The sequence below is a fragment of the Streptomyces sp. NL15-2K genome, assembly GCF_030551255.1.
Lineage (GTDB): Bacteria > Actinomycetota > Actinomycetes > Streptomycetales > Streptomycetaceae > Streptomyces.
The window spans coordinates 8,528,058-8,552,500 of the sequence record NZ_CP130630.1; the positions used below are offsets into that span (position 1 = coordinate 8,528,058).

Sequence of the window (24,443 nt, forward strand, 5' to 3'; positions counted from 1 at the left end):
CCTTTCAGAGCTTCTGCATCATGTTCTCGATGATCTTGCGTGACTCGGAGGTCTCGAGAGCGCAGGATTCCATTCGGTCCAGCACGGTGCGGTACTTCACCAACTGGGCCTCTGCGTCCAGGAATTCGCAGCCGCCGTGATGGGTGTCCAGCTGGACTGTGTCGAGCTGGGGGACCGGCCCGGCAGCGTAGTCGAAGGATTGCCCGTTCCCAGGGAAATGAGGCGAGGTGAACGGGATCACGCGGATGGTGATGTTGTCCTGGTCGATCAGGTCAAGAAGGTGAGCGAGCTGTGCGCTGGCGACTTCGGGTCCGCCGTACTGCATGCGCAGAGCCGCCTCATGCAGTAGCGCCGTATAGGGGAGCGCATTTGAGCGGTGGAGGACCTCCTGCCGCTTGATGCGGTACGAGAGGCGGTGCTCAAGTTCGTACGGACGGAAGGGCGGAACAGCCTCTCGGAGCATGGCTCGTGCGTGATCCGCGGTTTGCAGCAGAGCGGGGATGTGCAGGGCCAGGGCCACGCGCAGCGCAGTCGCATGGTGTTCAAGTTCGGCAAGGTCGATCAACCCAACGGGCAAGTATTCCCGGTAGTCGTCCCACCAGCCGCGAGTGCGGCCGCCAGTCATCGCTGCGAGGGCTTCGACCAGAGCCGGGTCAGCGCAGCTGTACGTACGGGCTAGCGTGCGAACGCGGTCGGCGCTGACGGCGTAGCGGCCCGCTTCGATGCTGCTGAGCTGCCCCTGCTTGAGGCCGAGCAGTTGTGCGGCCGCCGTCGAGGTCAGCCCCGAATGCTCCCTGAGCTTGCGCAGTTCGGCACCTAGCCGCTGCTGGCGCAGGGTGGGGGTAGTGCTGGGTGGCACTGGGTTCTCTCTCGTCGTGGCGTTCCCGCGGTCACCCACAGGAGGGAATTGTGAAGTCTAGCGCTCGTTCGATGTTAAGTATCACATCGCACGCTCTATGGTGTGTGTCACGCAGCCAACTGCCCGCGCCGATAAGACGGAAGTGCCTCAACCCAGGCAATGCCGCCGCTGGGCGGAGCTGTTGAGCGAAGCCAAGTCCCTTCCTCTTCCTCCAGGAGCCCCTTCATGGTCACCGTATCCCCGCCCGACACCTGGGTTTACGCCCTCCGTCTGCCTCATGACCCGCGCGCCGCACGCGTCGCACGGATGACCGTACGAGCAGCACTGAATGGGCACGGTATGCCCGAAGTGCTGGACGTGGTCGAACTCTTGACATCCGAGCTGGTTACCAACGCCTACCGGCACACCAAGGGCCCCGCCTCCCTGCGGCTGACTGCGCTTGGGGGTGGGCGGCTGCGGGTTGGCGTATGGGATACGAGCTGCTACATCCCTGCCCCATTCGACAAGCCACTCGGCGACCGTGTCGAGCGTGCCCCGGCGGACTCCGTCGGTGGGCGTGGGTTGTTCCTCATCCAGGAGTACGCCGACTCGTGGGGTGGATGGGCTCTCGGTGACAGCCTGCTCGACCGCGGCAAGGGGAAACTGCTGTGGTTCGAAGTCGGTGCGGGCCGGAAGGCGATGCGGTAGAGCAGTTGGGGGCAACTGGCGGATCGCTCCACCGGTGACCGGCATGAACTGGGGGGCCTCGGAGCTGGTGCAGATCCGCCAAAAACTCTCCTCGTTGAGCTGCCTGATCACCCACCGACAACTCTGCTCTCAGTGGTGTAGCCCTTGTAGCAACGGCTCGCCAAGCTCACAGCTGATGGTGTCCCTTGTCGTGGTGCAGCCGATCACGGCTAGGGAGTGCGCCGGGGGCGCGTGGTGACGTGGCTTCCGCCCCTGCCTGCAAGGCGGGCCACCAAGCAGCTCTCCGTAGTGCTGCCAGTTCAACGCGGGAGGTGCAGGGTGGCCCTGTCCCAGCAGGACCTACTCCGGTTGCTTGAGTCACTACGTTCTGCGGATGGGCTCGAACTCGTCCGCGGTGTGGCTGAGCGAATGCTTCAAGAGCTGATCGAGGCAGAGGCCGCCGTGAGGATCGGCGCGGAATGGAACGAGCGCACCGACAGCCGTACCGCGTTTCGCAACGGGCACTGGGAAAAGACGCTCAGTACCCAGGCCGGCGACCTGGACATCGCGATCCCCAAGCTGCAGTCGGGGAGCTTCTTCCCCGTGCTGCTGGAGCGACGGTGCCGGATCGACCAGGCCCTGTATGCGGTCATCATGGAGAGGGCCGTTTGGATTGCCACACGCTTTTGCGCGGCTGCGGCAGTGCTGGCCGCGGGTACGGTCGCTGGTGGCTATCGGGCATAGCATTTCCGGCGAAATCTGGCCGATCTGGTTCAAGCGTCAGAATCGGAGCACTGCTTAGACTTGGAAACCTCACTGGTGAACTCGGTAATGACCTTCTCCATGGCTGCTGCGTCGACCGAGCCGTGTTCCTTCCTGATCATCGTGAAGATTTCGTGTCCTTTCTTCTCCTGCTTGCTGCACGAGGCGTGTCCCACTGCGGTCGAGTCTGAAATGATGTACCTCGACCCTTCCTTCTTGACGCTGTCGGACCGTAGACCGTAAGTGCTGTAGGCCAAGTTTCTGAGTGTGCTCCCTGACTCCCATTGCTCGATGATGCTGGTGACGGCAACTCTTCCGTCGACCATCAGTCGGCAACGGGTGAACCCAGTGGGGCCGCTCTTCAGGGGTGAGATCTTCTTCCCCGGAGGAAGGAGCGGTTCGAGACTTGAGGAAGACACGGCAGTTCCGCATAGGGTGGATGGAACGGCGTATTCCCGCTTCTGCTCCGATGATCCCGAAGAACAAGCTGCCAGAGCCAGGCCAGCGACCAAGAGCCCGACGGTGCGGGCCAAACGGGAGTGAGGGCGGATGCACGGCATTGTTGGAGTCCTAGTTAGGGGATTTCTGTTTCAAGGTCGTCGGCCATATGGCGCCCATTCGTGGAGGCATCGTTGAAGCCGTTCTGAGTTGCGTCGAGTGCCCATCCGCCGACCTGGCCCGAGTGCGGGGAATGGTGTGCTTTGGCCGCCTCGGCGGCGGCCAGCTGCGCCAGAGCGATATTCCGCTCACGGCTGTCTTCCCAGAGCTTGGCGGAGTCGAGCCCGCTGCCCTCGAGGTCGCTGCCCTGGACGTCTTGGAACAGCTCGCCGAGTACGACGCTGGTCACGGTACCGGCGGCGCCACCCGCCGCGGCACCCCCTGCCGGGCTTGCGATGAAACTCGTCCCCACTCCGATACCCGTGCCCACGACACCGCTCGCGACGTTCTGCCACTGTGAGACGGCGTGGTTGTAGGCGTCGTCGTTTTCCTTCGCGGGACCCAGCACGGCCTCCTGGCGTCCGATGGCCAGGGAACCGCCGATTTCCGCCGACCGCCGGGAGATCTCCTTGACAGTGTCCTCCATGCTTGCGTTGTACCGCTGGTCCTGAGGGAGGTCCGGATTGAGGTGGTAGTCCATCAGGTTGGCCATATAGGCCTTCTGCCCGACCTCCACAGCGGAGTAGCCCTCCGGGTTCTGCCCGACCGAGATCAGGAAGCGTGACACATCGGCGTGATCCATCTGTGCCGATGCGCCGGCGACGGGGAACAGCTTCTCGATCTGCTGCCACGGCTCGGAGTTCGGATCCGGTTTGACGTCCGTCGTGGCGCGGTTGATGTCCGGTAGGTACTCCGACGCCATCTGCCCGATGCTGTCGGACATGTAGCCCTTGTCCGTGAGGCGGCCGGGGTCTTCGCTGATGGACTTGACCACACTCGCCATGAGGTTGGCCTGCTGCTCGTTGTGCGCCGGGGTGTCCGCCGTAGGCAGCTCGCCCGCCGGGTGCCCGGTCGTCGCGGCCTCGAGCGCCATGGCCAGGTTGTTCTGGCCAGGGTGGATCTCGTCGCCCTTGAGGTTCGTCTCCTGGGGCCACTCCCGATCCTCGAAGAGATACTTGAAGTTGGAGATGGCCGACTTGTGGTCGTCGTCCTTGGGCAGGTACTCCTCGTTAAAGAAGTCCGTGGCGGCGTCCGGACTACTGGACAGTGCTTTCAGGTAGCCCGTCAGCGGATCGTCACCGCTATCCTCGCCCATGCGGTTCAGCCAGGTGTCCATGCCCATGTGCTGCCAGGCCATGTTGGCGTGCTCGCCGTTGCCCGTGAGCTTGCGCTCGGTTGCCATGAGGGCGGTGCCGTAGCTCTTGAGGAACGCGTCGTCGTAGTCGCCGGCCCGCATGAGGTTGCTCATTACCTGGAAGCCCATGGGCCCGGTTTGCCCGCCGATCGGCTTGTCGCCGAGGGCGATCATCTGACTCTTCCAATCCGTCATGGTGGCCGAGTCACTCTGCGTGGCACTGGCCAGCGTCAGGCTCAGATTGCGCTGCAGCTCGTCGTACTGGTCGACCCGTCCCTGTCCCAACTGGGCTGCCTTGTGCGGGTCGTTGATCCCGGCCCAGAACTCGAGGGTCCCCTTCGGCCCGAGGTCGGTGGCGAACCGCTCGGAGAACAGTGGGTCGTTCGCGTACTTCTCCAGCCCGTCGTTGAGCTTGTCGAACTCGGCGGGTGTCAGTTTCTCCGGATCCTTCTTGGCGAGCTTGGCCAGTTCGTCGGCCTTTTTGATGGCCTCGTCCGCAGAGTCGCGGTCCTTGTAGTTGGCGTCCGAGAAGCCCACCGCGCTCTGGTCGGCGATGGCTTTGAGGGCAGTGCTGGCCGTGTTGTCGCTCTCCGTCGCCCCGTTGAGAATCCTCTGCACTTCGTCACGCAACGCGGTGACGTCGCTCTCATCGTGCTCGGGAACAGCTGTACCCTTTGCTGCGCGATCGGGGTGGATGTTCATGGTGACGGTGAATCCACCGTTCCCGGTGGACACCACCGTCAAGTTCTTCTTTAGGCCGCGGTCGATGGCGTCGTTCAGGTCGTCCTGGTACTTCTTCAGTTCGTTCCGTGTGTCCCGAAGGATGTTCCAGATCGACTTCGCCTGAGTGTGGGCGTCCCAGAACTCGCCGGCCGTCTTGCCAATGAACTCCTTCGACACGGTGGCGTTGTAGCCCGCCCAGTTGGCCTTGTTGGCGGCCCGTTGAAGGCCCTTATCGGCGTCGTCCTTGAGCGTCGCGAGGTCGTCGACCATCGTCGACCAGTCGTCGATGGCTGTGTCGAGCTGACTGAAGTTGGCGAAACGAAGAGCGTCGAGATCCATCAGTTCTTGTCCTTCTTCTCGCCGGAGTCGCCGTAGACCGGATTCTTCTTGCCCGGGTCACCGACCCTCTCGTCGAAGCCCGCGTCCAGCAGGTCGATGCTGCTCATCTGGCGGCGGATGTAATGGTCGTCCTCCGCATGCAGCTTCTTGGTGACGGTCATGTGGTTGGAAATATGTGCGCACGCGTCCCTGAGGGAGGACAGCTGCTCGTCCCAGCGCGTTGCCACATGCTTGAGTGCACCGCCCAGAGCGAAGCCGTCCTTGGACAGTGTTGCCGCGGCTGTCTCGCTGGTGGGCACAGCCCTGCGCCCGTTGTTCCACAGGTCGTTGTACAGGGTGAACGCCTTTTGGCCGATGTTCGACAGGTCGCTCTGATTGGCTTTGAGGTCTCCGTACGAACTGGGATCCGGGGTGTAGCCTCCGCCGCCATCCAGCTGATTCAGTTGCATCCGGGCCGACTGGCCCTGAGCGGCCTGCGCCTTCAGCTGCTCCCACTCATCCCACGCCATGCGCAGACCCCTTCTCCATGTCCCCGTGGTCCCCGTGAAGCCCGCCCTCCTGGACGGGACTGTCCGCCAAGCTACCAACACGCCACATCCGTGAACTCAGTTCAAGCGAGTTCACAGATCTCACTGTTCGTCCTGCAAATCACTGCTGTATGGCTTAACGGCGATGAAACGGAACCTTCGGGCTCCCCACCGCCATCTCACATCAATCCCGTACGCCGCCCGACTGCAAGTAATCGATCTGGGTGAACCACACCACCGCAATCACCAAGATCACCAGTGCCAGCGACAGCAGCAGGAACCTACGAGCCCGGTATCCGGTCTCCGACGGTTCGTTCGCCTCCGGATCGCTGAAGCGGCGGGCTTGGAATCGCCACCACAGCGCCTTCTGGTCGGCCAGGCCCATGCCTCCGAGCCAGAGCGCGATCAGCACCATGAAGATCCCCACACCCACCATTAGTACGTCCCTCCCGACACCACGGACGACAACTCAGGATCCAAGAGCGACACCTCAGTACACCCTCTCCGCCACCAACCCCACCTGCACCAACGGCTTCCCCCGCCGCCGAGAAACAAAGACCCCCCGCCCCGCAGGCATCGGCCGTGGCCGAACCCCACCCAGCAGATCCCCCTCACCCGGATCACCGGCCAGAACGACGCCCTGCGCACCCAGCTCCTTCACGCGCTGCATGAACGACTCGTACGACGCACGCCCGGCGCCGGCCGTCGACCGCGCGATGATGAACCGCACCCCCACGTCCCGGGCGAACGGCAACAGCTCCGTCAATCCCGCCAGCGGGTTCCCGCTCGACGTCGCCACCAGGTCGTAGTCGTCGATGACGACGTACACCGTCGGCCCGCGCCACCAACTCCGGTCCCGCAGCTGCTGTGCCGTGACGTCGGCCGTCGGTGTGCGACGCTTCATCAGGTCGGCCAGGGCGGCCATGTGGTGGTCCATGGCGTTGGACATGGGGATGTACTCGGCCAGGTGGGACGACGGCGTCACGTCCAGCAGTGAGCGCCGGTTGTCGATGACGAACAGCTTGGCCTCGTCGCCCGAGTACCGCTCCGTCACCTGCTTGATCAGCAGCCGCAGCAGGTTCGACTTGCCCGACTCGCTCTCGCCGAAGACGAGGAAGAACGGGTCCTGCTCGAAGTCGACGAAGACCGGCTCGAGGTTGTCCTCGTCGAGGGCGAAGGCGACCCCGCGGCGCGGGAAGCGATTGCCCGGAGGCAGCTGCTCGGCCGGGAACTCGCGGGGCAGCAGACGGACTTCGGGCGCGCCGGGCGCCTGCCAGTGCCGGGAGACCTCGGTCGCCAGCGCCGTCGTGGCGTCCGCCAGGTCCGTGTCGGAGGTCAGACCGTCGATGCGCGGCACCGCCGCCATGAAGTGCAGCTTCTGCGGCGCCTGTCCGCGGCCGGGCACCCCCGCGGGCACGTTCGCGGCCACCTTGCGGTCCAGCTCGGAGTCCATCGTGTCGCCGAGCCGCAGCTCCAGGCGGTTCATCAGGTGGTCCTTGAGGTTGGCCCTGACCTCCATGGAGCGTGAGGCCGTCAGGATCAGGTGGATGCCGTACCCGAGACCACGCGCCGCGATGTCGAGGATCACCTGGTCCATCGCCTCGTAGTCCGCCCGGAAGTTGCCCCAGCCGTCGATGACCAGGAACACATCCCCCCACGGCTGATCCGTGACCGAGATGTCGCCCCGGGCCCGCCGTGCCCGGAACTCCGCGATCGACGAGATGCCCGACGAACGGAAGTACTCCTCCCGACGCGTGAGCACCCCGTACACCTCGGCCACCGTCCGCCGCACCCGCTCCGGATCAAGACGCGAGGCGACTCCGCCCACGTGCGGCAGTCCGGCCACCGCCGACATACCGCCACCGCCGAAGTCGAGGCCGTAGAACTGGACTTCGTACGGCGTGTGCGTGAGCGCGAACGCCGAGATCAGGGAGCGCAGCAGCGTCGACTTGCCGGACTGCGGGCCGCCGAGGATCTGCATGTGGCCGGCCGCGCCGGAGAAGTCGACCCAGAGCGGGTCGCGGCGCTGCTCGTACGGCTTGTCCACCAGGCCCGCCGGTACGACCAGGCGGCCGGCGCCTTCGTAGCCCGGCTGCGTGAGCCCGCGACCCTGCACCGCCGTGAGCCCGGGCAGGAGCCCGTCCAGGGACGGCGGGCTGTCCAGCGGCGGCAGCCACACCTGGTGGGCCGCCGGGCCCTGCGCCTCCAGCCGGCGCACGATCACGTCCAGCACGGTGTCCGCGAGGGCGTCGGCGACCTCCGGACCGTCCGAAGCCGAAGGGCGCTGCTGCGGCACCGCCGCGTACTGCACCGGCACCTCGGCCGCCGTGAACAGCACCGGCCGCCGGTCCACCGGCAGCGGGCCGCCGCCCAGCGCCGCCCGCTGTGTGCCCGAGCGGTACACGCCGGAGACGTACGCCGCCTTGAAGCGCACCATCTCGCCCGTGCCGAACTTCAGGATGCCGGAGCCCGGGACGTTCGGCAGTTCATAGGCGTCCGGTACGCCGATCGCCGCCCGGGACTCGGCGGCGGAGAAGGTACGCAGACCGACCCGGTACGACAGGTAGGTCTCCAGACCGCGCAGGCGGCCCTCCTCCAGGCGCTGCGAGGCCAGCAGCAGGTGCACGCCGAGCGAACGGCCGATGCGGCCGATCTGCACGAACATCTCGATGAAGTCCGGTTTCGCCGTCAAAAGCTCACTGAACTCGTCGATCACCAGCACCAAAGACGGAATGGGCTGCAGCGCCGCGCCCGCCGCGCGCGCCTTCTCGTAGTCGTGGATGTTGGCGTAGTTGCCCGCGTCGCGCAGCATCTCCTGGCGGCGGTTGAGCTCGCCGCGGATGGAGTCGCCCATGCGGTCGACCAGGGTCAGGTCGTCCGCGAGGTTGGTGATGACGGCCGCCACGTGCGGCATCTGCGCCATGCCGGCGAAGGTCGCGCCGCCCTTGAAGTCCGCCAGGACGAAGTTCAGCGTCTCCGAGGAGTGCGTCACCGCCAGGCCCAGTACCAGCGTGCGCAGCAGCTCCGACTTGCCGGAGCCGGTCGCGCCCACGCACAGACCGTGCGGGCCCATGCCCTCCTGCGCGGCCTCCTTGAGGTCCAGCATCACGGGGCGTCCGTCCTCGCCGACGCCGATCGGCACGCGCAGCCGCTCGGCCAGCGAACGCGGCCGCCAGGTGCGCTGGGTGTCGACGGACGCCGCGTCACCGAGGTTCAGCAGGTCGGTGAACTCCAGGTTGGCGAGCAGCGGTTCGCCGTCGTCCCCGCCGGAGGCCATCCGCAGCGGGGCCAGCTGCCGGGCGAGGGCCTCGGCGGATTCGTACGAGAGGGTGTCGGGAGTCCCCTCGTAGACGGCACCGTGCCCCGACTCCAGGTGCAGTGCCTCGGGCTGTACGACGATGGAGAGCTCGCCGCCGCCGGTGGTCAGGTCGCCGGGCACGACCTCGAGGACGGTGACGCCCTGAAGCCCTTCGGGGTTGGCCAGGACCGAGTCGGGGGGCAGGGACAGACCGTCGAGTACGACGACGATGTGGGGCTCCTCCGGCAGGGGCGCCGCGTTCGGGTGGAAGCGCGGACGGCCGGTCAGCCGGGTGGAGAGCAGGTTCTCCAGCTCGCGGGTGTCGCTGTCGATCAGTCTGCGGCTGCCCGCGCCGTCCACGGCACCGGGCGCTTGCGTGTGCGGCAGCCACTTGGCCCACTCCCAGTGGGGCAGGGCCTGGCGGCCCGCCGCGACCACGATGAGCAGGTCCTCGGGGGAGTGCAGCGCGGCCAGCGAGCCGGCCATGGCCCGGGCGGAGGACCGTACGGACTGCGGGTCACCGCTGATCGTGACGTGGTAGAAGGCGCGCAGCGAGACCGCCATCGGCAGGTCGTCCAGGGTGCTGTGGACGGCGAGGAAGCGCTGCATCGCGCCCGCGGTCAGCGGCTCCAGCTGCTCGACGGGGGCGGTCTCCGGGGTGACCAGGGTGGTGGCGAGGGACTGCGAGCCGAGGCCGATGCGGACCTGGGCGAAGTCCTCGTCGCCGGGCCGCCGTTCCCACACCCGGCTGCCCTCGGCGACCAGGGCCCACAGCTGTTCGGGGGAGGGGTGGAGGAAGTACTGCGCGTCGCGCTGTGCCTTGGCCGTGTCGAGGGCCGTGCGCCGGGTCTGCGCCAGGTAGCCCAGGTAGTCGCGGCGCATGTCCGCCAACTGCCCCTGGGAGCCGCGGCGGAAGCGGATCACCATCGCGATGGACATGGCGATCGTCGAAGCGATCATGATCATGCCCATGATCTTCATGAACGGCTGCCCGTTCGTGAAGAAGAAGACCACCGAGCCACCCATGCCGAGCGTCGGCAGGAGTTGCATCAGCACGCTTTCCTGGTGCCCCCGCGGCAGTTCGGGCGGAGGCTGCAGGACGATCTCCTGCGTGGACACTTCGGACGGCAGCGCCCGAGGCGGGCGCTTCACGACGATGTGGCTCACTGTCACCCATTCCCTTGGCCGGCCCGAGAGTCCGTCCGCCGCCCCGTGTCAGGCGGACGCAGGCCGCCGCGTGATCCTACTGACTTCGACGGACACGAGGGGGCGGTAGGGTGCCGGATGTTCGCGTCAGCACACGGGAGTTGAGCTGGAGCAATGGGGCATTCCGCGCGATCTGGCGGGATGCGGAACCCCGGCGACGGCACGACGGCACCGTTCTCGCCGCCTCGCCGCATCGTCGGTCACAGGAGGCGGGGGAAATCACGCAGGATTTCCCTACCGTAGGCACAAAATCATCACTGAGGGGGAGCAGCAGGTGAGCATGACGGCCTCCGCGGCAGCCACCGGAGGACCCGGTACGGGAACTCCCGCCGGTGCGGGCACGGGTCTCGGTTTCTGCCGCGTCACGATCGTCGCGCCCGACAGCCGGATCGACGTGGCCCTGCCCGACGACATCCCGGTCGCGGACATCTATCCGGAGATCCTCAGGCTCTCCCAGCAGAGCTCCGGCGAGGGCGCACCCGTCGGCTACCACCTGGTACGCCGGGACGGCACCGTCCTCGACAGCTCCCGTTCCTTCACCGCCCAGCGCATCCTCGACGGCGAACTCCTCACGCTGCGTCCCTTCTCCGAGTCGCTGCCTCCCGCCGTCTTCGACGACGTCTCCGAAGCGGTCGCCTCCGCCGTGACCAGCGAACGCACCTTGTGGAGCGGCGACTTGACGCGCGCCGCGGGCCTCGTCGGAGGAGGCGTACTGCCGGTCCTGCTCGCCTTCGTGGCCTGGATGGGCGACCCGCTCCACGACATGCACAGCCTGCCCGGCATCCTCGCCGGGGTCGCCGGTGTCCTCCTGGTCGTTCTCGCGTGCGTACGCGCGCGGGTCTACGACGACCGGGCCTCGGCCATCGCCCTGGGACTCGGCGCCCTCCCCAACGTCGGCGTGGCCGGCTCGGGTCTGCTGCCGCTCGCCGACGGACAGGGCATCGGCAAGCTTCAGTTCCTCCTCGCCTGCGCGGCGGTGCTGCTGGCCTCGGTCCTGCTCACCCTGTGCTCGCCGAGCGGGGACGGCCCGTTCGTCGCCTTCGTCTTCGCCTCCGCCATCGGCCTGCTCGCCGTGTTCGCGGCGACCCTCGCCGACTGGACGCCTTCGGAGATCGGTGCCCTGTGCGCCCCGATCGCCGTCGGAGGCCTGGCCTTCCTGCCGGGCCTCTCGATGCGCTTCGCCCGGCTCCCGATCGGCTTCGACACCCCGAACACCGCCCCGCGCAGCGCGTACGACACCGACCCCACGCCCCAGGAACCGGTCGACGCCGAGCGGGTCACCGCCAAGGCGCGGCGCGGACACGAACTCCTGGTCGGCCTGGTGGGCGGCTGCGCGCTGATCGCCGTCGGCTCCTCGGCCGTCCTCGGCTTCTCCTCGAACGTCTGGGCCCAACTCCTCGCCCTCGCGACCGGCATGGCCCTGCTGATGCGCGCCCACCTCTTCCGGTACACCGCCCAGGTCGTCCCCGTCCTGGCCGGCGGTCTCGCCTGCCTCGTGCTGCTCGGCCTCGGGCTGGCCCTCAACCCGCCGCACTCGATCGTCCGCGAGGCCCTCACGGGCGACCGCGCCGACCTCGACATCCGGACCATCTGGCTCGTCGCGGCGATCGCCGCGGCGGCCGCGCTCGTCACGGCGATCGGCCTGATCGTCTCGCGCGGCGGCCTCACCCCCTTCTGGGGACGCTTCCTGGAGATCGCCGAGGGCTTCGTGCTGCTGACCCTGGTGCCGCTGGCACTCGCCGTCTTCGACGTGTACACGACCGCACGGTCGATGACGAGCTGATCCGGCCGTGCCGGCACTGAGTGAAGGGACTCTCGAGCGTGAGCTTCGGCCCACCTCCATCGATATACACCGAGTCGACGCTGGCGGCGGACCAGGCCCGGGCAAGGCGCCGCAGGCGGGTCTTCGGCGTGGTGGCCGCGGTGGCCGTCGTCCTGTGCGCGGGCGGTGCGCTCATGTGGTCGGGGTCCGGCGACCGGCCGTCGGACGACAAGCCGTCGGCGACCCGGCAGGCGCCTGACGACATCAGGGAGACGACCGAGAAGGTCCCCAGCTCCCCCGAGGGCCGGCTGATGATCGAGCACGACGAGGAGAACCTCTCCAAGAGCACCGACGCCAACCCCCGTTACGCGCCCGGCACTTGGGCCACGGACAAGATCCTCGCCAAGGGCGTCGCCACCCGCATCGAGGGCTACAACATCGCCCTCGATGCCGACGAGATGGCCTGGACCCTCAAGCTGGGCGGCCACATCTGCGCCACCAGCAGGCACGTCACCGCGGACGGTCGTACGGCGGTCGTCATCCAGCCCCCGCAGCCCAAGGGTTCGGAGAAGGACGGCGTCTGCGATCAGGTGGTGTTCTTCGACCTGAACACCGGCAAGAAGCTGTGGCAGAAGAAGATGCCCGCGGCGAACACCGCCTACGTCACGAACACCAATCTCACCTTGACGAAGGGCGTCGTCGCCGTGGCCTGGGGGCGCGGCTCCGTGGCGTACGACATGAAGAACGGTACGCAGCTCTGGAACAGCACGACCACCTCCAAGTGCGAGGACAAGGCCTTCGCCGGCGGACGCGCACTGCTGGCCCTGCTCAGCTGCGGAGAGCTGCCCGACACCACGTACCAGGTCCAGAAGCTGGAACCGCGCACGGGCAAGGTCCAGTGGACGCACAGGGTCGCCAGTGGAGTCCAGACGGTCTACCTGCCCTCGTCCGATCCGCCGGTGCTCGCCGTGGCGGCGGGAGACAGCGTGGTGACCGATCTGATCTCGCTCGACGGCGAGGGCAAGAACGTCGCCACCATCTCCTTGACCGGCTATGACGCCAAGTGCGGCGCCCGGTACTTCGCGCTGTCGTACTTCGGTACGTTCGAGAACTGCGACGGAGTGGTCGTGGGACGGACCCAGGCCTACGTCATGAGCAAGGAAGACCTCGGCACCGAACAGGTGGATGACTGGATCATCGCGTTCGACCTCAAGTCGGGCAAGACCGCCGGCAAGTTCGACGGGCGTGATCTGCAGATGGTCTATCCGCTGAGGATGAACGGCGACGAGTTGCTGATCTACCGGCGGGGTTCGGGCAACATCGGACCGGCGGCTGTGGTGAGCTGGAACCCGCGGACCGACAAGGAGACCCCGTACCTCTTCTTCACACTCCCGGAGGACGACGAGTTCAAACTCAGCGATCCGGAACAGTCGGACATCATCTTTGAAAAGGGGCGAGTCTTCTTCGCGAAGCGGGAACTGGTCCGCGACGACGAGTACCCCACGGATTCAGTGTTGATGGCCATCGGCATCGGGCCTGCCGGACTCAAGCACTGACGGAACGAACCAGGAACGAACCAGGGGGGGGCGGCACGGACCCGTGCCGCCCCCCCTGGTGTGCGCTCACTCCGCGGAGAGCCCCCCATTGTGCGGCGCCGGCTCCAGATCGAACTCCCCGTCCCGCGCCCCCAGCACGAACGCCCGCCACTCCGCCTCCGTGTACCGCAGCACGGTGTCCGGATCGAGCGACGACCGCATGGCCACGGCCCCGCCGGGAAGGTAGGCGATCTCGACCCGCTCCTCGTGCTCCTCGGTGCCCGGCGCGCTGTGCCACTCGACGCCGGAGATGTCGAGGGCGTACAGCTCGTCCCTCTCTCGCTCCTTGCGCGCCTTGAGCTGTTCCTTGTCCTCGGCCTCGGCCATCGCGGCTCGGTCCTTCCTTCTGTGCCAACGAGCTGTGCGGCCACCCTACTTGCAGCCGTTCCCCCTGGTCAGGGGTTCGCGGATGTACGCCCAGGGCGCCGGCGGACGCGTCGAACTCCCGTCCACCCCACGAGTGTCAACGTGAAGTTGACGGAAGTGACGCTGATCGCACACCGCCCCGGCACCGGACCCGCGCCGGGCGCCATGGTCGCCCTGAGCCCGCTCCCGCCCCCGGACAGAGGCATCGTGCCAGGCTGGTAAGCTGTGCGGTGGCCGTTTGTGTACGCGCCCCCGGAGCCCCAGGCCCTGGAGGCCGCGCCCAGCGGATCCCCGCCTCCCGAGTAACGGAAGCTTCCCCGCGATGAAGACCGGGGGCACTCGGTGGCCATTCACAGACTATGAGGAGTACGCGTGTCGCTCGACGCCGCTACGAAGAAGCAGATCATGACCGAGTTCGGCACCAAGGAGGGTGACACCGGCTCCCCCGAGGTCCAGGTCGCTCTGCTGTCGCGTCGGATCTCCGACCTGACCGAGCACCTCAAGACCCACAAGCACGACCACCACTCCCGCCGTGGTCTGCTGATTCTGGTCGGTCAGCGCCGCCGCCTGCTGCAGTACCTCGCCAAGAAGGACATCCAGCGCTTCCGTGCGCTGGTCGACCGCCTCGGCATCCGCCGCGGTGCGGCGGGCGCCAAGTAAGTCGCCTTGAGGGGAGCGGTTCCCGGGGTATGGGGACCGCTCCCTTTGCTGTACACACGGCTCTGCTGCTGTACACACGGCTCTGCGCACAGGCGCCGCACGTGCGAAACGTGCGGAGTGTCACTGACGCTTTGTAGTGTGGTAGCACAACGCAACAACGCATTACGTACGACAGAGCGTGATGACCCGAGCCCACAGGGGTAGGGCGACATCACCAGACGCACGAACATCACAAGACGAACGAGGAGAAGCGCGCCTCGCCGCCGCCGGTCCTCGGTAGTGGCCCCCGTGGGCACGAGCCCCGGGTGCTTCGATCGAAGACCGGCCCGCACCAGACGGAGCGCTTCTCCGCCACCGTCCCCCCGCCACAGGGGCGAGAGGGACGAAGACGAGGAGAAAACGCTAGTGGAGAACGAGACCCACTACGCCGAGGCCGTCATCGACAACGGTTCCTTCGGCACCCGCACCATCCGCTTCGAGACGGGCCGCCTGGCCAAGCAGGCCGCCGGCTCCGCCGTGGCGTACCTGGACGACGACACCATGGTGCTGTCGGCCACCACCGCATCCAAGAACCCCAAGGACCAGCTCGACTTCTTCCCGCTGACGGTGGACGTCGAGGAGCGGATGTACGCCGCCGGCAAGATCCCCGGCAGCTTCTTCCGCCGTGAGGGCCGGCCCTCCGAGGACGCCATCCTCACCTGCCGCCTCATCGACCGCCCGCTGCGCCCGTCCTTCAAGAAGGGCCTGCGCAACGAGATCCAGGTCGTCGCCACGATCATGGCGCTCAACCCCGACCACCTGTACGACGTCGTGGCGATCAACGCCGCCTCCGCGTCCACGCAGCTGGCCGGTCTGCCCTTCTCCGGCCCGATCGGCGGCGTCCGCGTCGCGCTGATCAACGGCCAGTGGGTCGCGTTCCCGACGCACACCGAACTCGAGGACGCCGTCTTCGACATGGTGGTCGCCGGTCGCACCCTGGAGGACGGCGACGTCGCGATCATGATGGTCGAGGCCGAGGCCACCGAGAAGACCATCCAGCTGGTCAAGGGCGGCGCCGAGGCGCCGACCGAGGAGGTCGTCGCCGCCGGTCTGGACGCCGCGAAGCCCTTCATCAAGGTGCTCTGCAAGGCCCAGGCCGACCTCGCCGCGAAGGCCGCCAAGCCGACCGGCGAGTTCCCGATCTTCCTCGACTACCAGGACGACGTCCTGGAGGCGCTGACCGCCGCCGTCCGCCCGGAGCTCGCCTCCGCGCTGACCATCGCGGGCAAGCAGGAGCGCGAGTCCGAGCTGGACCGCGTCAAGGCGCTCGCCGCCGAGAAGCTCCTGCCGGAGTTCGAGGGCCGCGAGAAGGAGATCTCCGCCGCGTACCGCTCGCTCACCAAGCAGCTGGTCCGCGAGCGCGTGATCAAGGAGAAGAAGCGCATCGACGGCCGTGGCGTGACGGACATCCGTACGCTGGCCGCCGAGGTCGAGGCCATCCCGCGGGTCCACGGCTCCGCCGTGTTCGAGCGTGGCGAGACCCAGATCCTGGGCGTCACGACGCTGAACATGCTCCGCATGGAGCAGCAGCTGGACACGCTGTCGCCGGTGACGCGCAAGCGCTACATGCACAACTACAACTTCCCGCCGTACTCCACCGGTGAGACCGGCCGCGTCGGCTCCCCGAAGCGCCGCGAGATCGGCCACGGCGCCCTCGCCGAGCGCGCCCTGGTGCCGGTCCTGCCGACCCGCGAGGAGTTCCCCTACGCGATCCGCCAGGTGTCCGAGGCGCTCAGCTCGAACGGCTCGACCTCCATGGGCTCGGTCTGCGCCTCCACCATGTCGCTGCTGAACGCCGGTGTGCCGCTGAAGGCCCCCGTCGCCGGTATCGCCATGGGCCTGATCTCCCAGGAGATCGAGGGCGAGACGCACTACGTCACCCTCACCGACATCCTCGGTGCGGAGGACGCCTTCGGCGACATGGACTTCAAGGTCGCCGGCACCAAGGAGTTCGTGACCGCCCTCCAGCTCGACACCAAGCTGGACGGCATCCCCGCCTCCGTCCTGGGCGCCGCCCTCAAGCAGGCCCGTGACGCCCGCCTCCACATCCTCGACGTGATGATGGAAGCGATCGACACGCCGGACGAGATGTCCCCGAACGCCCCGCGGATCATCACCGTCAAGATCCCCGTGGACAAGATCGGCGAGGTCATCGGCCCCAAGGGCAAGATGATCAACCAGATCCAGGAGGACACCGGCGCCGAGATCACGATCGAGGACGACGGCACCATCTACATCGGTGCCTCCGACGGCCCGGCCGCCGAGGCCGCCCGCACCACGATCAACTCGATCGCCAACCCGACCATGCCGGAGGTCGGCGAGCGCTACCTGGGCACGGTCGTCAAGACGACCACCTTCGGTGCGTTCGTCTCCCTGCTGCCCGGCAAGGACGGTCTGCTGCACATCTCGCAGATCCGCAAGCTGGCCGGCGGCAAGCGCGTGGAGAACGTCGAAGACGTGCTCGGCGTGGGCGCCAAGGTCCAGGTCGAGATCGCCGAGATCGACTCGCGCGGCAAGCTCTCCCTGATCCCCGTGATCGAGGGCGAAGAAAGCTCCGACGACAAGAAGGACGACGCCGACCAGTGACGTCCAGTAGCTCCACGGCGACGGCCCGCACCTCTTCGGAGGCGCGGGCCGTCGCCCGTACCCAAACCCTCATCAAAGGCGCGGGCGGCATCGGTACCGTCCGCAAGACCACCCTCCCCGGCGGTCTCCGCGTGGTCACCGAGACCCTGCCCTCCGTGCGCTCCGCCACCTTCGGCATCTGGGCGCACGTCGGCTCCCGCGACGAGACTCCGGCCCTGAACGGCGCCACGCACTACCTGGAGCACCTGCTCTTCAAGGGCACCACGCGACGCAGCGCGCTGGACATCTCCTCCGCCATCGACGCGGTCGGCGGCGAGATGAACGCGTTCACGGCGAAGGAGTACACGTGCTACTACGCGCGCGTGCTCGACACCGACCTGCCGCTGGCCATCGACGTCGTCTGCGACATGCTGACCGGCTCCCTCATCCTCGAAGAGGACGTCAACGTCGAGCGCGGCGCGATCCTCGAAGAGATCGCGATGACCGAGGACGACCCGGGCGACTGCGTGCACGACCTGTTCGCGCACACCATGTTCGGCGACAACCCCCTCGGCCGCCCGGTCCTGGGCACGGTCGACACGGTGAACGCCCTCACCGCCGACCGCATCCGCCGCTTCTACAAGAAGCACTACGACCCGACCCACCTCGTGGTCGCATGCGCCGGCAACATCGACCACAACAAGGTCGTACGACAGGTCCGTGCCGCCTTCGAGAACGCGGGCGCCTTCAAGGACCTCGACGCCACGCCCATCGCCCCGCGCGAGGGCCGACGCGCCCTGCGCACAGCGGGCCGCGTCGAGCTGATCGGCCGCAAGACCGAGCAGGCCCATGTCGTCCTGGGCATGCCCGGCCTGTCCCGCACGGACGAGCGCCGCTGGGCCCTGGGGGTCCTGAACACGGCCCTCGGCGGCGGGATGTCCTCCCGCCTGTTCCAGGAGGTCAGGGAGAAGCGCGGCCTGGCCTACAGCGTGTACTCGTACACCTCCGGCTTCGCCGACTGCGGCCTGTTCGGCGTGTACGCGGGCTGCCGCCCGAGCCAGGTGCACGACGTGCTGAAGATCTGCCGCGACGAACTCGACCACGTGGCCGAGCACAGCCTCTCGGACGACGAGATCGGCCGCGCCATCGGCCAGCTCCAGGGCTCCACGGTCCTGGGCCTGGAGGACACGGGCGCGCTGATGAACCGCATCGGCAAGAGCGAGCTGTGCTGGGGCGAGCAGATGTCGGTCGACGACATGCTGGCCCGGATAGCCTCGGTCACCCCGGACGACGTCCGTTCGGTCGCCCGCGAGATCCTGGGACGACGACCCTCGCTGTCGGTCATCGGCCCGCTGAAGGACAAGCAGGCCGCCCGGCTGCACGACGCCGTCGCCTGACACCCGTCATCGGTACGTCATCGGTAAGGAAGCAAGGACATGAGCAAGCTGCGCGTGGCGGTCCTCGGCGCCAAGGGCCGGATCGGCTCCGAGGCGGTACGGGCGGTCGAGGCCGCCGAGGACATGGAGCTGGTCGCCGCCCTGGGCCGGGGCGACAAGCTGGAGACGCTGGCCGAGACCGGCGCCCAGGTCGCCGTCGAACTGACCACGCCGGCCTCGGTGATGGACAACCTCGACTACTGCGTACGGCACGGCATCCACGCGGTCGTCGGTACGACGGGCTGGACCGACGAGCGCCTCGCGCAGCTGAGGGACTGGCTCGCCCGGTCCCCGGAGACCGGCGTCCTCATCGCGCCGAACTTCTCCATCGGCGCGGTCCTGACCATGAAGTTCGCGCAGATGGCCGCGCCCTACTTCGAGTCCGTCGAGGTCGTCGAACTGCATCACCCCAACAAGGTGGACGCCCCGTCCGGAACCGCCACCCGCACCGCCCAGCTCATCGCCGAGGCCCGGGCCAAGGCGGGCTCCGCTCCGGCGCCGGACGCCACGGCGACGGCCCTGGACGGCGCGCGGGGCGCCAGCGTCGACGGGATCCCCGTCCACGCCGTCCGCCTGCGCGGCCTGCTCGCCCACCAGGAGGTCCTCCTCGGCGGCGAGGGCGAGACCCTCACCGTCCGCCACGACTCCCTCCACCACAGCAGCTTCATGCCGGGCATCCTGCTGGGCGCCCGCCGCGTCGTCACGACCCCGGGCCTGACCTTCGGTCTGGAACACTTCCTCGACCTGAACTGAGCCCCGACACCCATGCGCGCGAAGCTCTCCTACGCCATAACGGCCGCCGTCCTGGTCTTCTATTTCCTCCTGGTCGGCAGCCGCGGCGTCATGCTCATCCAGTCCGGCACGCTCCTCACCGTCACCTTCGGTGTCGCGGTGCTGATCCTGCCGGTGATCGGCCTGTGGTTCCTGTGGAAGAACACCCAGTTCGCCCGCAAGGCGGGCCGGCTCGCCGCCGAACTCGACTCCGAGGGCGGCCTGCCCGTCGACGAGCTGAAGCGCACTCCCAGCGGCCGTATCGACCGTGCGTCGGCCGACGAGGTCTTCGCCAAGCGTAAGGCCGAGACGGAGGCGGCGCCCGACGACTGGCGCAGTTGGTTCCGCCTCGCCATCGCCTACCACGACGCCCGCGACACCCCGCGCGCCCGCAAGGCGATGCAGCGGGCGATCGCCCTGCACGAGGGCAAGCCGGTCCAGGCTGCCTGACTGCTTCCGCCGTACGTCGAAGGGGCCGGACCGCACCACACGCGGACCGGCCCCTTCGTGGCGTCGTCGGACGTCAGCCCCGCCCGTACTCCGCGGCCCAGGCCTCGATCGAGTCCGCCGCCCGGTCGAAGGAGCCGGGACGCGCCAGGAAGTCCGCATTGTGCGTGGTCAGCAGCGCCGGCACGTCGTCCGCGGCCTGATCCCGCCGTACGAGGAGCAGCGCCTGCCCCTGAACCGCGCGCGGCAGCCCGAGCCAGCGCACCGGCTGCTGCACCGTCCGCACGGTGACGATCCGCTCCCAGGGCACCGTACGCGTGAGCAGGAACCCGACCTGGCGCAGCCCGCGTGCGCTGACCCACACGCCCATCCGCAGCAGTCGCAGGGCGCCCGCGATGACGGCCAGCGCGATGCCGAAGACCACACCGGCCTCGGACGCCGAGGCCGTCAGCGCGATGATGACCGCCGCGAACAGCACGTACGAGGCGAGCAGCAGCAGGATCGCGGCCACGCCCACACGCCACGGGCCGGGCCGGTAGGGGCGCCGCCAGCGGTCGCGGTCGTCGAAGGGCAACGCGATGTCGTCGGCTGCCTCGAATGCGCGGTCGGCCGTCAGGAAGGGCAGGGGCACGGCTGGTCCTCACTCAATCCATGCGTGGGCTGTGCCGGTGAGGTTATCGACCCCTGTCCCTGCTCACCAATCTCGGGGTCCGGATGGAGTCAGCTCCGGCTCAGCGCCCCTCGGACGCCTGGGACTGCTGTGTCTGCCCGGACGACTGGTCGGGTGAGAGCGCCGGCATCCCCAGAACCAGGGAACCCACGAGTCCGGCGACGACCGTGAGCCCCAGGAGCCAGCGCCCGGCTATCTGACTCACGGACGCCCGCTCACGGGGTGGGGGAGTGACATTGCTGCGGAACCTGTCGGCTTCGGAGAGGAAGGCGAACGGTACGGGCTCGCGCCGACGCAACATTGGGGTGCTTCTCCCTTCAGGGATAGAACGAATCGGTGGCACCAATACAGACGCGCGAGTGCCCCAAAAGGTGCCCGGTTTCACCAACTTCACTCGGGCACGACAGTGAACGTCCCGTTTGGTGGGCGCTGCCCGGCGCCGACCGGCGCCGTAGAGTGGCGTCGCCAAGCGACAAGATGGGAAGGACCCTCCGCATCGTGACCCCCACCCCCGACGACGAATTCAAGATCGACCTCCGCAGCGATGTCACCGTTGAACTGGTCAAACACAGCGCGGCGGACTCCGACGTGCTCTTCGCGGCCCGTGTGTCGACCGTCGGGGAGCAGTCCCTGGACGAGCTGAAGAAGGACCCGGAGCGGTCGAAGGGGTTGATCAACTACCTCATGCGCGACCGGCACGGCAGCCCGTTCGAGCACAACTCGATGACCTTCTTCATCAGCGCCCCGATCTTCGTCTTCCGCGAGTTCATGCGGCACCGCGTGGGCTGGTCGTACAACGAGGAGTCCGGCCGGTACAGGGAACTGCAGCCCGTGTTCTACGTGCCGGACACGTCACGGAAGCTCGTCCAGCAGGGCCGACCGGGCAAGTACGTGTTCGTCGAGGGCACCCCGGAGCAGCACGAGCTCGTCGGACACGCCATGGAAGAGTCGTACCGCCAGGCGTACCGGACCTACCAGCAGATGCTGGCGCAGGGCGTCGCCCGCGAGGTCGCCCGCGCGGTCCTCCCGGTCGGCCTGTTCTCCTCGATGTACGCCACGTGCAACGCCCGCTCGCTGATGCACTTCCTCGGCCTGCGTACCCAGCACGAACTGGCGAAGGTCCCGTCCTTCCCGCAGCGGGAGATCGAGATGGTCGGCGAGAAGATGGAGGCCGAGTGGGCCGAGCTCATGCCACTCACCCACGCCGCCTTCAATGCGAACGGCCGTGTGGCGCCGTAACGCACCTGCGTTCTCCCCTCGGGCACACATGTACGGACCAGCCTGGCGAAGTGTCCGTATTGCGGCATTTGGAGAAGTTCATCTAGCCTGATCAAACGGACCCGGCACTGCTTGAACCCCCGAGCAGGCAGTGCCGGGCTCCATCTTTGTCACGACTTGTCGCCTGCCCCGAGGGCAGACCCCGCCCTGAGCAACGAGTAGCGTGTTACCCATGGCTCCGACCTCCACTCCGCAGACCCCCTTCGGGCGGGTCCTCACCGCCATGGTCACGCCTTTCACGGCGGACGGCGCACTCGACCTCGACGGCGCGCAGCGGCTCGCCGCCCACCTGGTGGACGCAGGCAACGACGGCCTGATCATCAACGGCACCACCGGCGAGTCCCCCACCACCAGCAATGCGGAGAAAGCGGATCTCGTACGGGCCGTCCTGGAGGCCGTCGGCGACCGAGCCCACGTCGTCGCCGGCGTCGGCACCAACGACACCCACCACAGCATCGAGCTGGCCCGCGCCGCGGAGAAGGTGGGCGCACACGGCCTCCTGATCGTGACGCCGTACTACAACAAGCCCCCGCAGGAGGGCCTGTACCGCCACTTCAGGGCCATCGCCGACGCCGCCGAGCTCCCCGTCATGCTCTACGACATCCCCGGCCGCAGCGGCGTCCCGATCAACACCGAGACGCTCGTCCGCCTCGCCGAGCACCCGCGGATCGTCGCCAACAAGGACGCCAAGGGCGACCTCGGCCGGGCCAGCTGGGCCATCGCCCGCTCCGGCCTCGCCTGGTACTCCGGCGACGACATGCTGAACCTGCCGCTGCTCTCGGTCGGCGCGGTCGGCTTCGTCTCGGTCGTCGGCCACGTCGTCACCCCGGACCTGCGCGCACTGGTCGAGGCGTTCGTCTCCGGCGACGTCCAGAAGGCCACCGAGATCCACCAGAAGCTGCTCCCCGTCTACACGGGCATGTTCCGCACCCAGGGCGTCATGACGACGAAGGCGGCGCTCGCCCTCCAGGGCCTGCCCGCCGGACCGCTGCGCGCCCCCATGGTCGAGCTCGCACCCGAGGAGATCGAGCAGCTCAAGATCGATCTTGCCGCGGGCGGGGTACAGCTCTAGCAACAGACTTCGCGCGCAGCGTCGCGCAACCAGACTTCACAACTGAATAAGCAGGCCACCGGTGCCTGCGTTTTCCAAGACAACTGCTTCTGCACGAACGTCATGCGCGCCACGTGCCCACCGGTACGTGGCGCGTGTGGTTGAGGAGAGTCTTTTGAGTCATCCGCATCCTGAACTCGGCCCGCCGCCGCCGCTCCCCGAAGGCGGCCTGCGGGTCACCCCACTCGGCGGCCTCGGAGAGATCGGCCGAAACATGACGGTCTTCGAGTACGGAGGCCGCCTTCTGATCGTCGACTGCGGAGTGCTCTTCCCCGAGGAGGAGCAGCCCGGGATCGACCTGATCCTGCCGGACTTCTCGTCCATCCGGGACCGCCTCGACGACATCGAGGGCATCGTCCTCACCCATGGCCACGAGGACCACATCGGAGGCGTCCCGTTCCTCCTCCGGGAGAAGCCGGACATCCCGCTGATCGGCTCCAAGCTGACCCTCGCCCTGATCGAGGCCAAGCTCCAGGAGCACCGCATCCGCCCGTACACCCTCGAGGTGACGGAAGGGCATCGCGAGCGCATCGGCCCGTTCAACTGCGAGTTCGTCGCGGTCAACCACTCCATCCCCGACGCCCTCGCGGTGGCCATCCGCACGCCCGCCGGCATGGTGGTCCACACGGGCGACTTCAAGATGGACCAGCTTCCGCTGGACAACCGCCTCACGGACCTCCACGCCTTCGCACGTCTGAGCGAGGAGGGCATCGACCTCCTTCTCTCCGACTCCACGAACGCCGAGGTCCCCGGCTTCACCCCGCACGAGCGGGACATCTCGAACGTCCTGCGGCAGGTCTTCGCGAGCGCCCGCAAGCGGATCATCGTGGCCAGCTTCGCCAGCCACGTCCACCGCATCCAACAGATCCTGGACGCGGCCCACGAGTACGGCCGCCGGGTCGCCTTCGTCGGCCGCTCGATGGTCCGCAACATGGGCATCGCACGAGATCTGGGGTACCTGAAGGTGCCGCCGGGCCTGGTGGTCGACGTCAAGACACTCGACGACCTGCCGGACCACGAGGTCGTCCTGGTCTGCACGGGCTCCCAGGGCGAACCCATGGCAGCCCTGTCCCGCATGGCGAACCGCGACCACCAGATCCGCATCGTCCAGGGCGACACGGTGATCCTGGCGTCGTCACTGATCCCCGGCAACGAGAACGCGGTCTACCGCGTCATCAACGGCCTGACCCGCTGGGGCGCGAACGTGGTCCACAAGGGCAACGCGAAGGTCCACGTCTCAGGCCACGCCTCGGCCGGCGAGCTGCTGTACTTCTACAACATCTGCCGGCCCAGGAACCTGATGCCGGTCCACGGCGAATGGCGCCACTTGCGGGCCAACGCCGAGCTGGGCGCCCTGACCGGCGTCCCGCACGACCGGATCGTCATCGCCGAGGACGGCGTGGTCGTCGACCTCATCGAGGGCAAGGCCAAGATCTCGGGCAAGGTCCAGGCGGGTTACGTGTACGTCGACGGCCTGTCGGTCGGCGACGTCGGCGAGCCGGCCCTGAAGGACCGCAAGATCCTCGGCGACGAGGGCATCATCTCGGTCTTCGTGGTCATCGACTCGTCGA

The 24,443-nt window shown here is 67.8% G+C and carries 21 protein-coding genes (1 of these 21 only partly in view); 12 read left to right on the top strand and 9 right to left on the bottom strand.

Features of this window, described 5'->3' with window-relative positions:
* Positions 1-4 precede the first annotated feature (4 nt).
* Positions 5-859 (bottom strand): helix-turn-helix transcriptional regulator, encoded by an 855-nt coding sequence (locus tag Q4V64_RS38370; protein ID WP_124438834.1) that lies wholly within the window; start codon positions 857-859, stop codon positions 5-7.
* 225 nt (positions 860-1,084) lie between these two features.
* Here Q4V64_RS38370 and Q4V64_RS38375 point away from each other — a divergent pair, with 225 nt between their 5' ends.
* On the top strand, positions 1,085-1,546 hold the full coding sequence (locus tag Q4V64_RS38375) for an ATP-binding protein (RefSeq protein ID WP_124438833.1): 462 nt from the start codon (positions 1,085-1,087) through the stop codon (positions 1,544-1,546).
* 408 nt (positions 1,547-1,954) lie between these two features.
* Entirely contained in the window at positions 1,955-2,269 is a 315-nt protein-coding gene (locus Q4V64_RS38380) for a transposase (protein WP_253266845.1), read from the top strand.
* A 29-nt stretch (positions 2,270-2,298) separates the two neighbouring features.
* Here Q4V64_RS38380 and Q4V64_RS38385 read toward each other — a convergent pair whose 3' ends face one another.
* The 5 genes from Q4V64_RS38385 to eccCa all read right to left on the bottom strand — a co-directional run bounded on the left by Q4V64_RS38385 (position 2,299) and on the right by eccCa (position 10,133).
* Positions 2,299-2,706: a hypothetical protein gene (locus Q4V64_RS38385; protein WP_124438832.1), complete on the bottom strand. Its 408-nt coding sequence runs from the start codon at positions 2,704-2,706 to the stop codon at positions 2,299-2,301.
* A gap of 155 nt (positions 2,707-2,861) precedes the next feature.
* Positions 2,862-5,141 (bottom strand): hypothetical protein, encoded by a 2,280-nt coding sequence (locus tag Q4V64_RS38390; RefSeq protein WP_124438831.1) that lies wholly within the window; start codon positions 5,139-5,141, stop codon positions 2,862-2,864.
* Positions 5,141-5,650: a hypothetical protein gene (locus tag Q4V64_RS38395; protein WP_124438830.1), complete on the bottom strand. Its 510-nt coding sequence runs from the start codon at positions 5,648-5,650 to the stop codon at positions 5,141-5,143. The genes Q4V64_RS38390 and Q4V64_RS38395 overlap by 1 nt, the downstream gene beginning before the upstream one ends.
* 202 nt (positions 5,651-5,852) lie before the next feature.
* A complete protein-coding gene (locus Q4V64_RS38400; protein WP_124438829.1) occupies positions 5,853-6,083 on the bottom strand; it encodes a hypothetical protein in 231 nt (76 codons plus the stop codon).
* A 75-nt stretch (positions 6,084-6,158) separates the two neighbouring features.
* Complete coding sequence (eccCa, locus tag Q4V64_RS38405; protein WP_124438828.1) at positions 6,159-10,133, bottom strand: type VII secretion protein EccCa; 3,975 nt, start codon at positions 10,131-10,133, stop codon at positions 6,159-6,161.
* A 319-nt stretch (positions 10,134-10,452) separates the two neighbouring features.
* Between eccCa and eccD the strand changes: the two genes are divergently transcribed.
* Together eccD and Q4V64_RS38415 are read left to right on the top strand one after the other, a co-directional pair.
* Positions 10,453-11,955 carry a type VII secretion integral membrane protein EccD gene (gene eccD / locus Q4V64_RS38410; protein ID WP_124439087.1) on the top strand — a complete coding sequence of 501 codons (1,503 nt, stop codon included), beginning with the start codon at positions 10,453-10,455 and terminating at the stop codon, positions 11,953-11,955.
* Positions 11,956-11,993: 38 nt separating this feature from the next.
* Entirely contained in the window at positions 11,994-13,490 is a 1,497-nt protein-coding gene (locus Q4V64_RS38415) for a PQQ-binding-like beta-propeller repeat protein (protein ID WP_124438827.1), read from the top strand.
* Between the two features lie 66 nt (positions 13,491-13,556).
* Here Q4V64_RS38415 and Q4V64_RS38420 read toward each other — a convergent pair whose 3' ends face one another.
* A complete protein-coding gene (locus tag Q4V64_RS38420) occupies positions 13,557-13,856 on the bottom strand; it encodes a DUF397 domain-containing protein (protein ID WP_124438826.1) in 300 nt (99 codons plus the stop codon).
* Between the two features lie 411 nt (positions 13,857-14,267).
* On the opposite strand from Q4V64_RS38420, the gene rpsO reads away from it, so the two are divergent.
* The 5 genes from rpsO (at position 14,268) to Q4V64_RS38445 (ending at position 19,816) form a co-directional block, all read left to right on the top strand.
* Positions 14,268-14,555 (top strand): 30S ribosomal protein S15, encoded by a 288-nt coding sequence (gene rpsO / locus Q4V64_RS38425; RefSeq protein ID WP_030753863.1) that lies wholly within the window; start codon positions 14,268-14,270, stop codon positions 14,553-14,555.
* Between the two features lie 405 nt (positions 14,556-14,960).
* Positions 14,961-17,180: a polyribonucleotide nucleotidyltransferase gene (locus Q4V64_RS38430; protein WP_124438825.1), complete on the top strand. Its 2,220-nt coding sequence runs from the start codon at positions 14,961-14,963 to the stop codon at positions 17,178-17,180.
* Complete coding sequence (locus tag Q4V64_RS38435; RefSeq protein WP_124438824.1) at positions 17,177-18,556, top strand: pitrilysin family protein; 1,380 nt, start codon at positions 17,177-17,179, stop codon at positions 18,554-18,556. The genes Q4V64_RS38430 and Q4V64_RS38435 overlap by 4 nt, the downstream gene beginning before the upstream one ends.
* Positions 18,557-18,595: 39 nt before the next feature.
* Complete coding sequence (gene dapB / locus Q4V64_RS38440) at positions 18,596-19,348, top strand: 4-hydroxy-tetrahydrodipicolinate reductase (RefSeq protein WP_124438823.1); 753 nt, start codon at positions 18,596-18,598, stop codon at positions 19,346-19,348.
* Positions 19,349-19,360: 12 nt separating this feature from the next.
* The gene (locus tag Q4V64_RS38445) at positions 19,361-19,816 is read left to right on the top strand and encodes a hypothetical protein (RefSeq protein WP_124438822.1); all 456 of its coding nucleotides are present in this window, start codon (positions 19,361-19,363) and stop codon (positions 19,814-19,816) included.
* A 73-nt stretch (positions 19,817-19,889) separates the two neighbouring features.
* On the opposite strand, the gene Q4V64_RS38450 is transcribed toward Q4V64_RS38445, so the two are convergent.
* Both Q4V64_RS38450 and Q4V64_RS55490 read right to left on the bottom strand, forming a co-directional pair.
* Positions 19,890-20,444, bottom strand: coding sequence for a hypothetical protein (locus Q4V64_RS38450; protein WP_124438821.1), 555 nt, complete (start codon positions 20,442-20,444; stop codon positions 19,890-19,892).
* Between the two features lie 100 nt (positions 20,445-20,544).
* Positions 20,545-20,784: a hypothetical protein gene (locus Q4V64_RS55490; protein WP_124438820.1), complete on the bottom strand. Its 240-nt coding sequence runs from the start codon at positions 20,782-20,784 to the stop codon at positions 20,545-20,547.
* Positions 20,785-20,981: 197 nt separating this feature from the next.
* On the opposite strand from Q4V64_RS55490, the gene thyX reads away from it, so the two are divergent.
* From thyX to Q4V64_RS38470, 3 genes are all read left to right on the top strand, one after another.
* Positions 20,982-21,722 (top strand): FAD-dependent thymidylate synthase, encoded by a 741-nt coding sequence (thyX, locus tag Q4V64_RS38460; RefSeq protein WP_124438819.1) that lies wholly within the window; start codon positions 20,982-20,984, stop codon positions 21,720-21,722.
* Between the two features lie 211 nt (positions 21,723-21,933).
* Positions 21,934-22,833: a 4-hydroxy-tetrahydrodipicolinate synthase gene (dapA, locus tag Q4V64_RS38465; RefSeq protein WP_124438818.1), complete on the top strand. Its 900-nt coding sequence runs from the start codon at positions 21,934-21,936 to the stop codon at positions 22,831-22,833.
* A 154-nt stretch (positions 22,834-22,987) separates the two neighbouring features.
* Positions 22,988-24,443: the 5' portion of a ribonuclease J gene (locus tag Q4V64_RS38470; protein ID WP_124438817.1), read on the top strand. Its footprint extends 230 nt past the window's final position; 1,456 of the gene's 1,686 nt are visible here — the first part of the coding sequence; it begins with the start codon at positions 22,988-22,990; its stop codon lies beyond the right edge, outside the window.

Bases quoted from the DNA above. Each gene is read 5' to 3' on its own strand.
- Q4V64_RS38375 (WP_124438833.1), top strand. From the start codon at position 1,085: ATGGTCACCGTATCCCCGCCCGACACCTGGGTTTACGCCCTCCGTCTG.
- dapB (WP_124438823.1), top strand. From the start codon at position 18,596: ATGAGCAAGCTGCGCGTGGCGGTCCTCGGCGCCAAGGGCCGGATCGGC.
- Q4V64_RS38420 (WP_124438826.1), bottom strand. From the start codon at position 13,856: ATGGCCGAGGCCGAGGACAAGGAACAGCTCAAGGCGCGCAAGGAGCGA.
- Q4V64_RS38395 (WP_124438830.1), bottom strand. From the start codon at position 5,650: ATGGCGTGGGATGAGTGGGAGCAGCTGAAGGCGCAGGCCGCTCAGGGC.
- eccD (WP_124439087.1), top strand. From the start codon at position 10,453: ATGACGGCCTCCGCGGCAGCCACCGGAGGACCCGGTACGGGAACTCCC.
- dapA (WP_124438818.1), top strand. From the start codon at position 21,934: ATGGCTCCGACCTCCACTCCGCAGACCCCCTTCGGGCGGGTCCTCACC.
- Q4V64_RS38390 (WP_124438831.1), bottom strand. From the start codon at position 5,141: ATGGATCTCGACGCTCTTCGTTTCGCCAACTTCAGTCAGCTCGACACA.
- Q4V64_RS55490 (WP_124438820.1), bottom strand. From the start codon at position 20,784: ATGTTGCGTCGGCGCGAGCCCGTACCGTTCGCCTTCCTCTCCGAAGCC.
- Q4V64_RS38380 (WP_253266845.1), top strand. From the start codon at position 1,955: ATGCTTCAAGAGCTGATCGAGGCAGAGGCCGCCGTGAGGATCGGCGCG.
- Q4V64_RS38445 (WP_124438822.1), top strand. From the start codon at position 19,361: ATGCGCGCGAAGCTCTCCTACGCCATAACGGCCGCCGTCCTGGTCTTC.
- Q4V64_RS38400 (WP_124438829.1), bottom strand. From the start codon at position 6,083: ATGGTGCTGATCGCGCTCTGGCTCGGAGGCATGGGCCTGGCCGACCAG.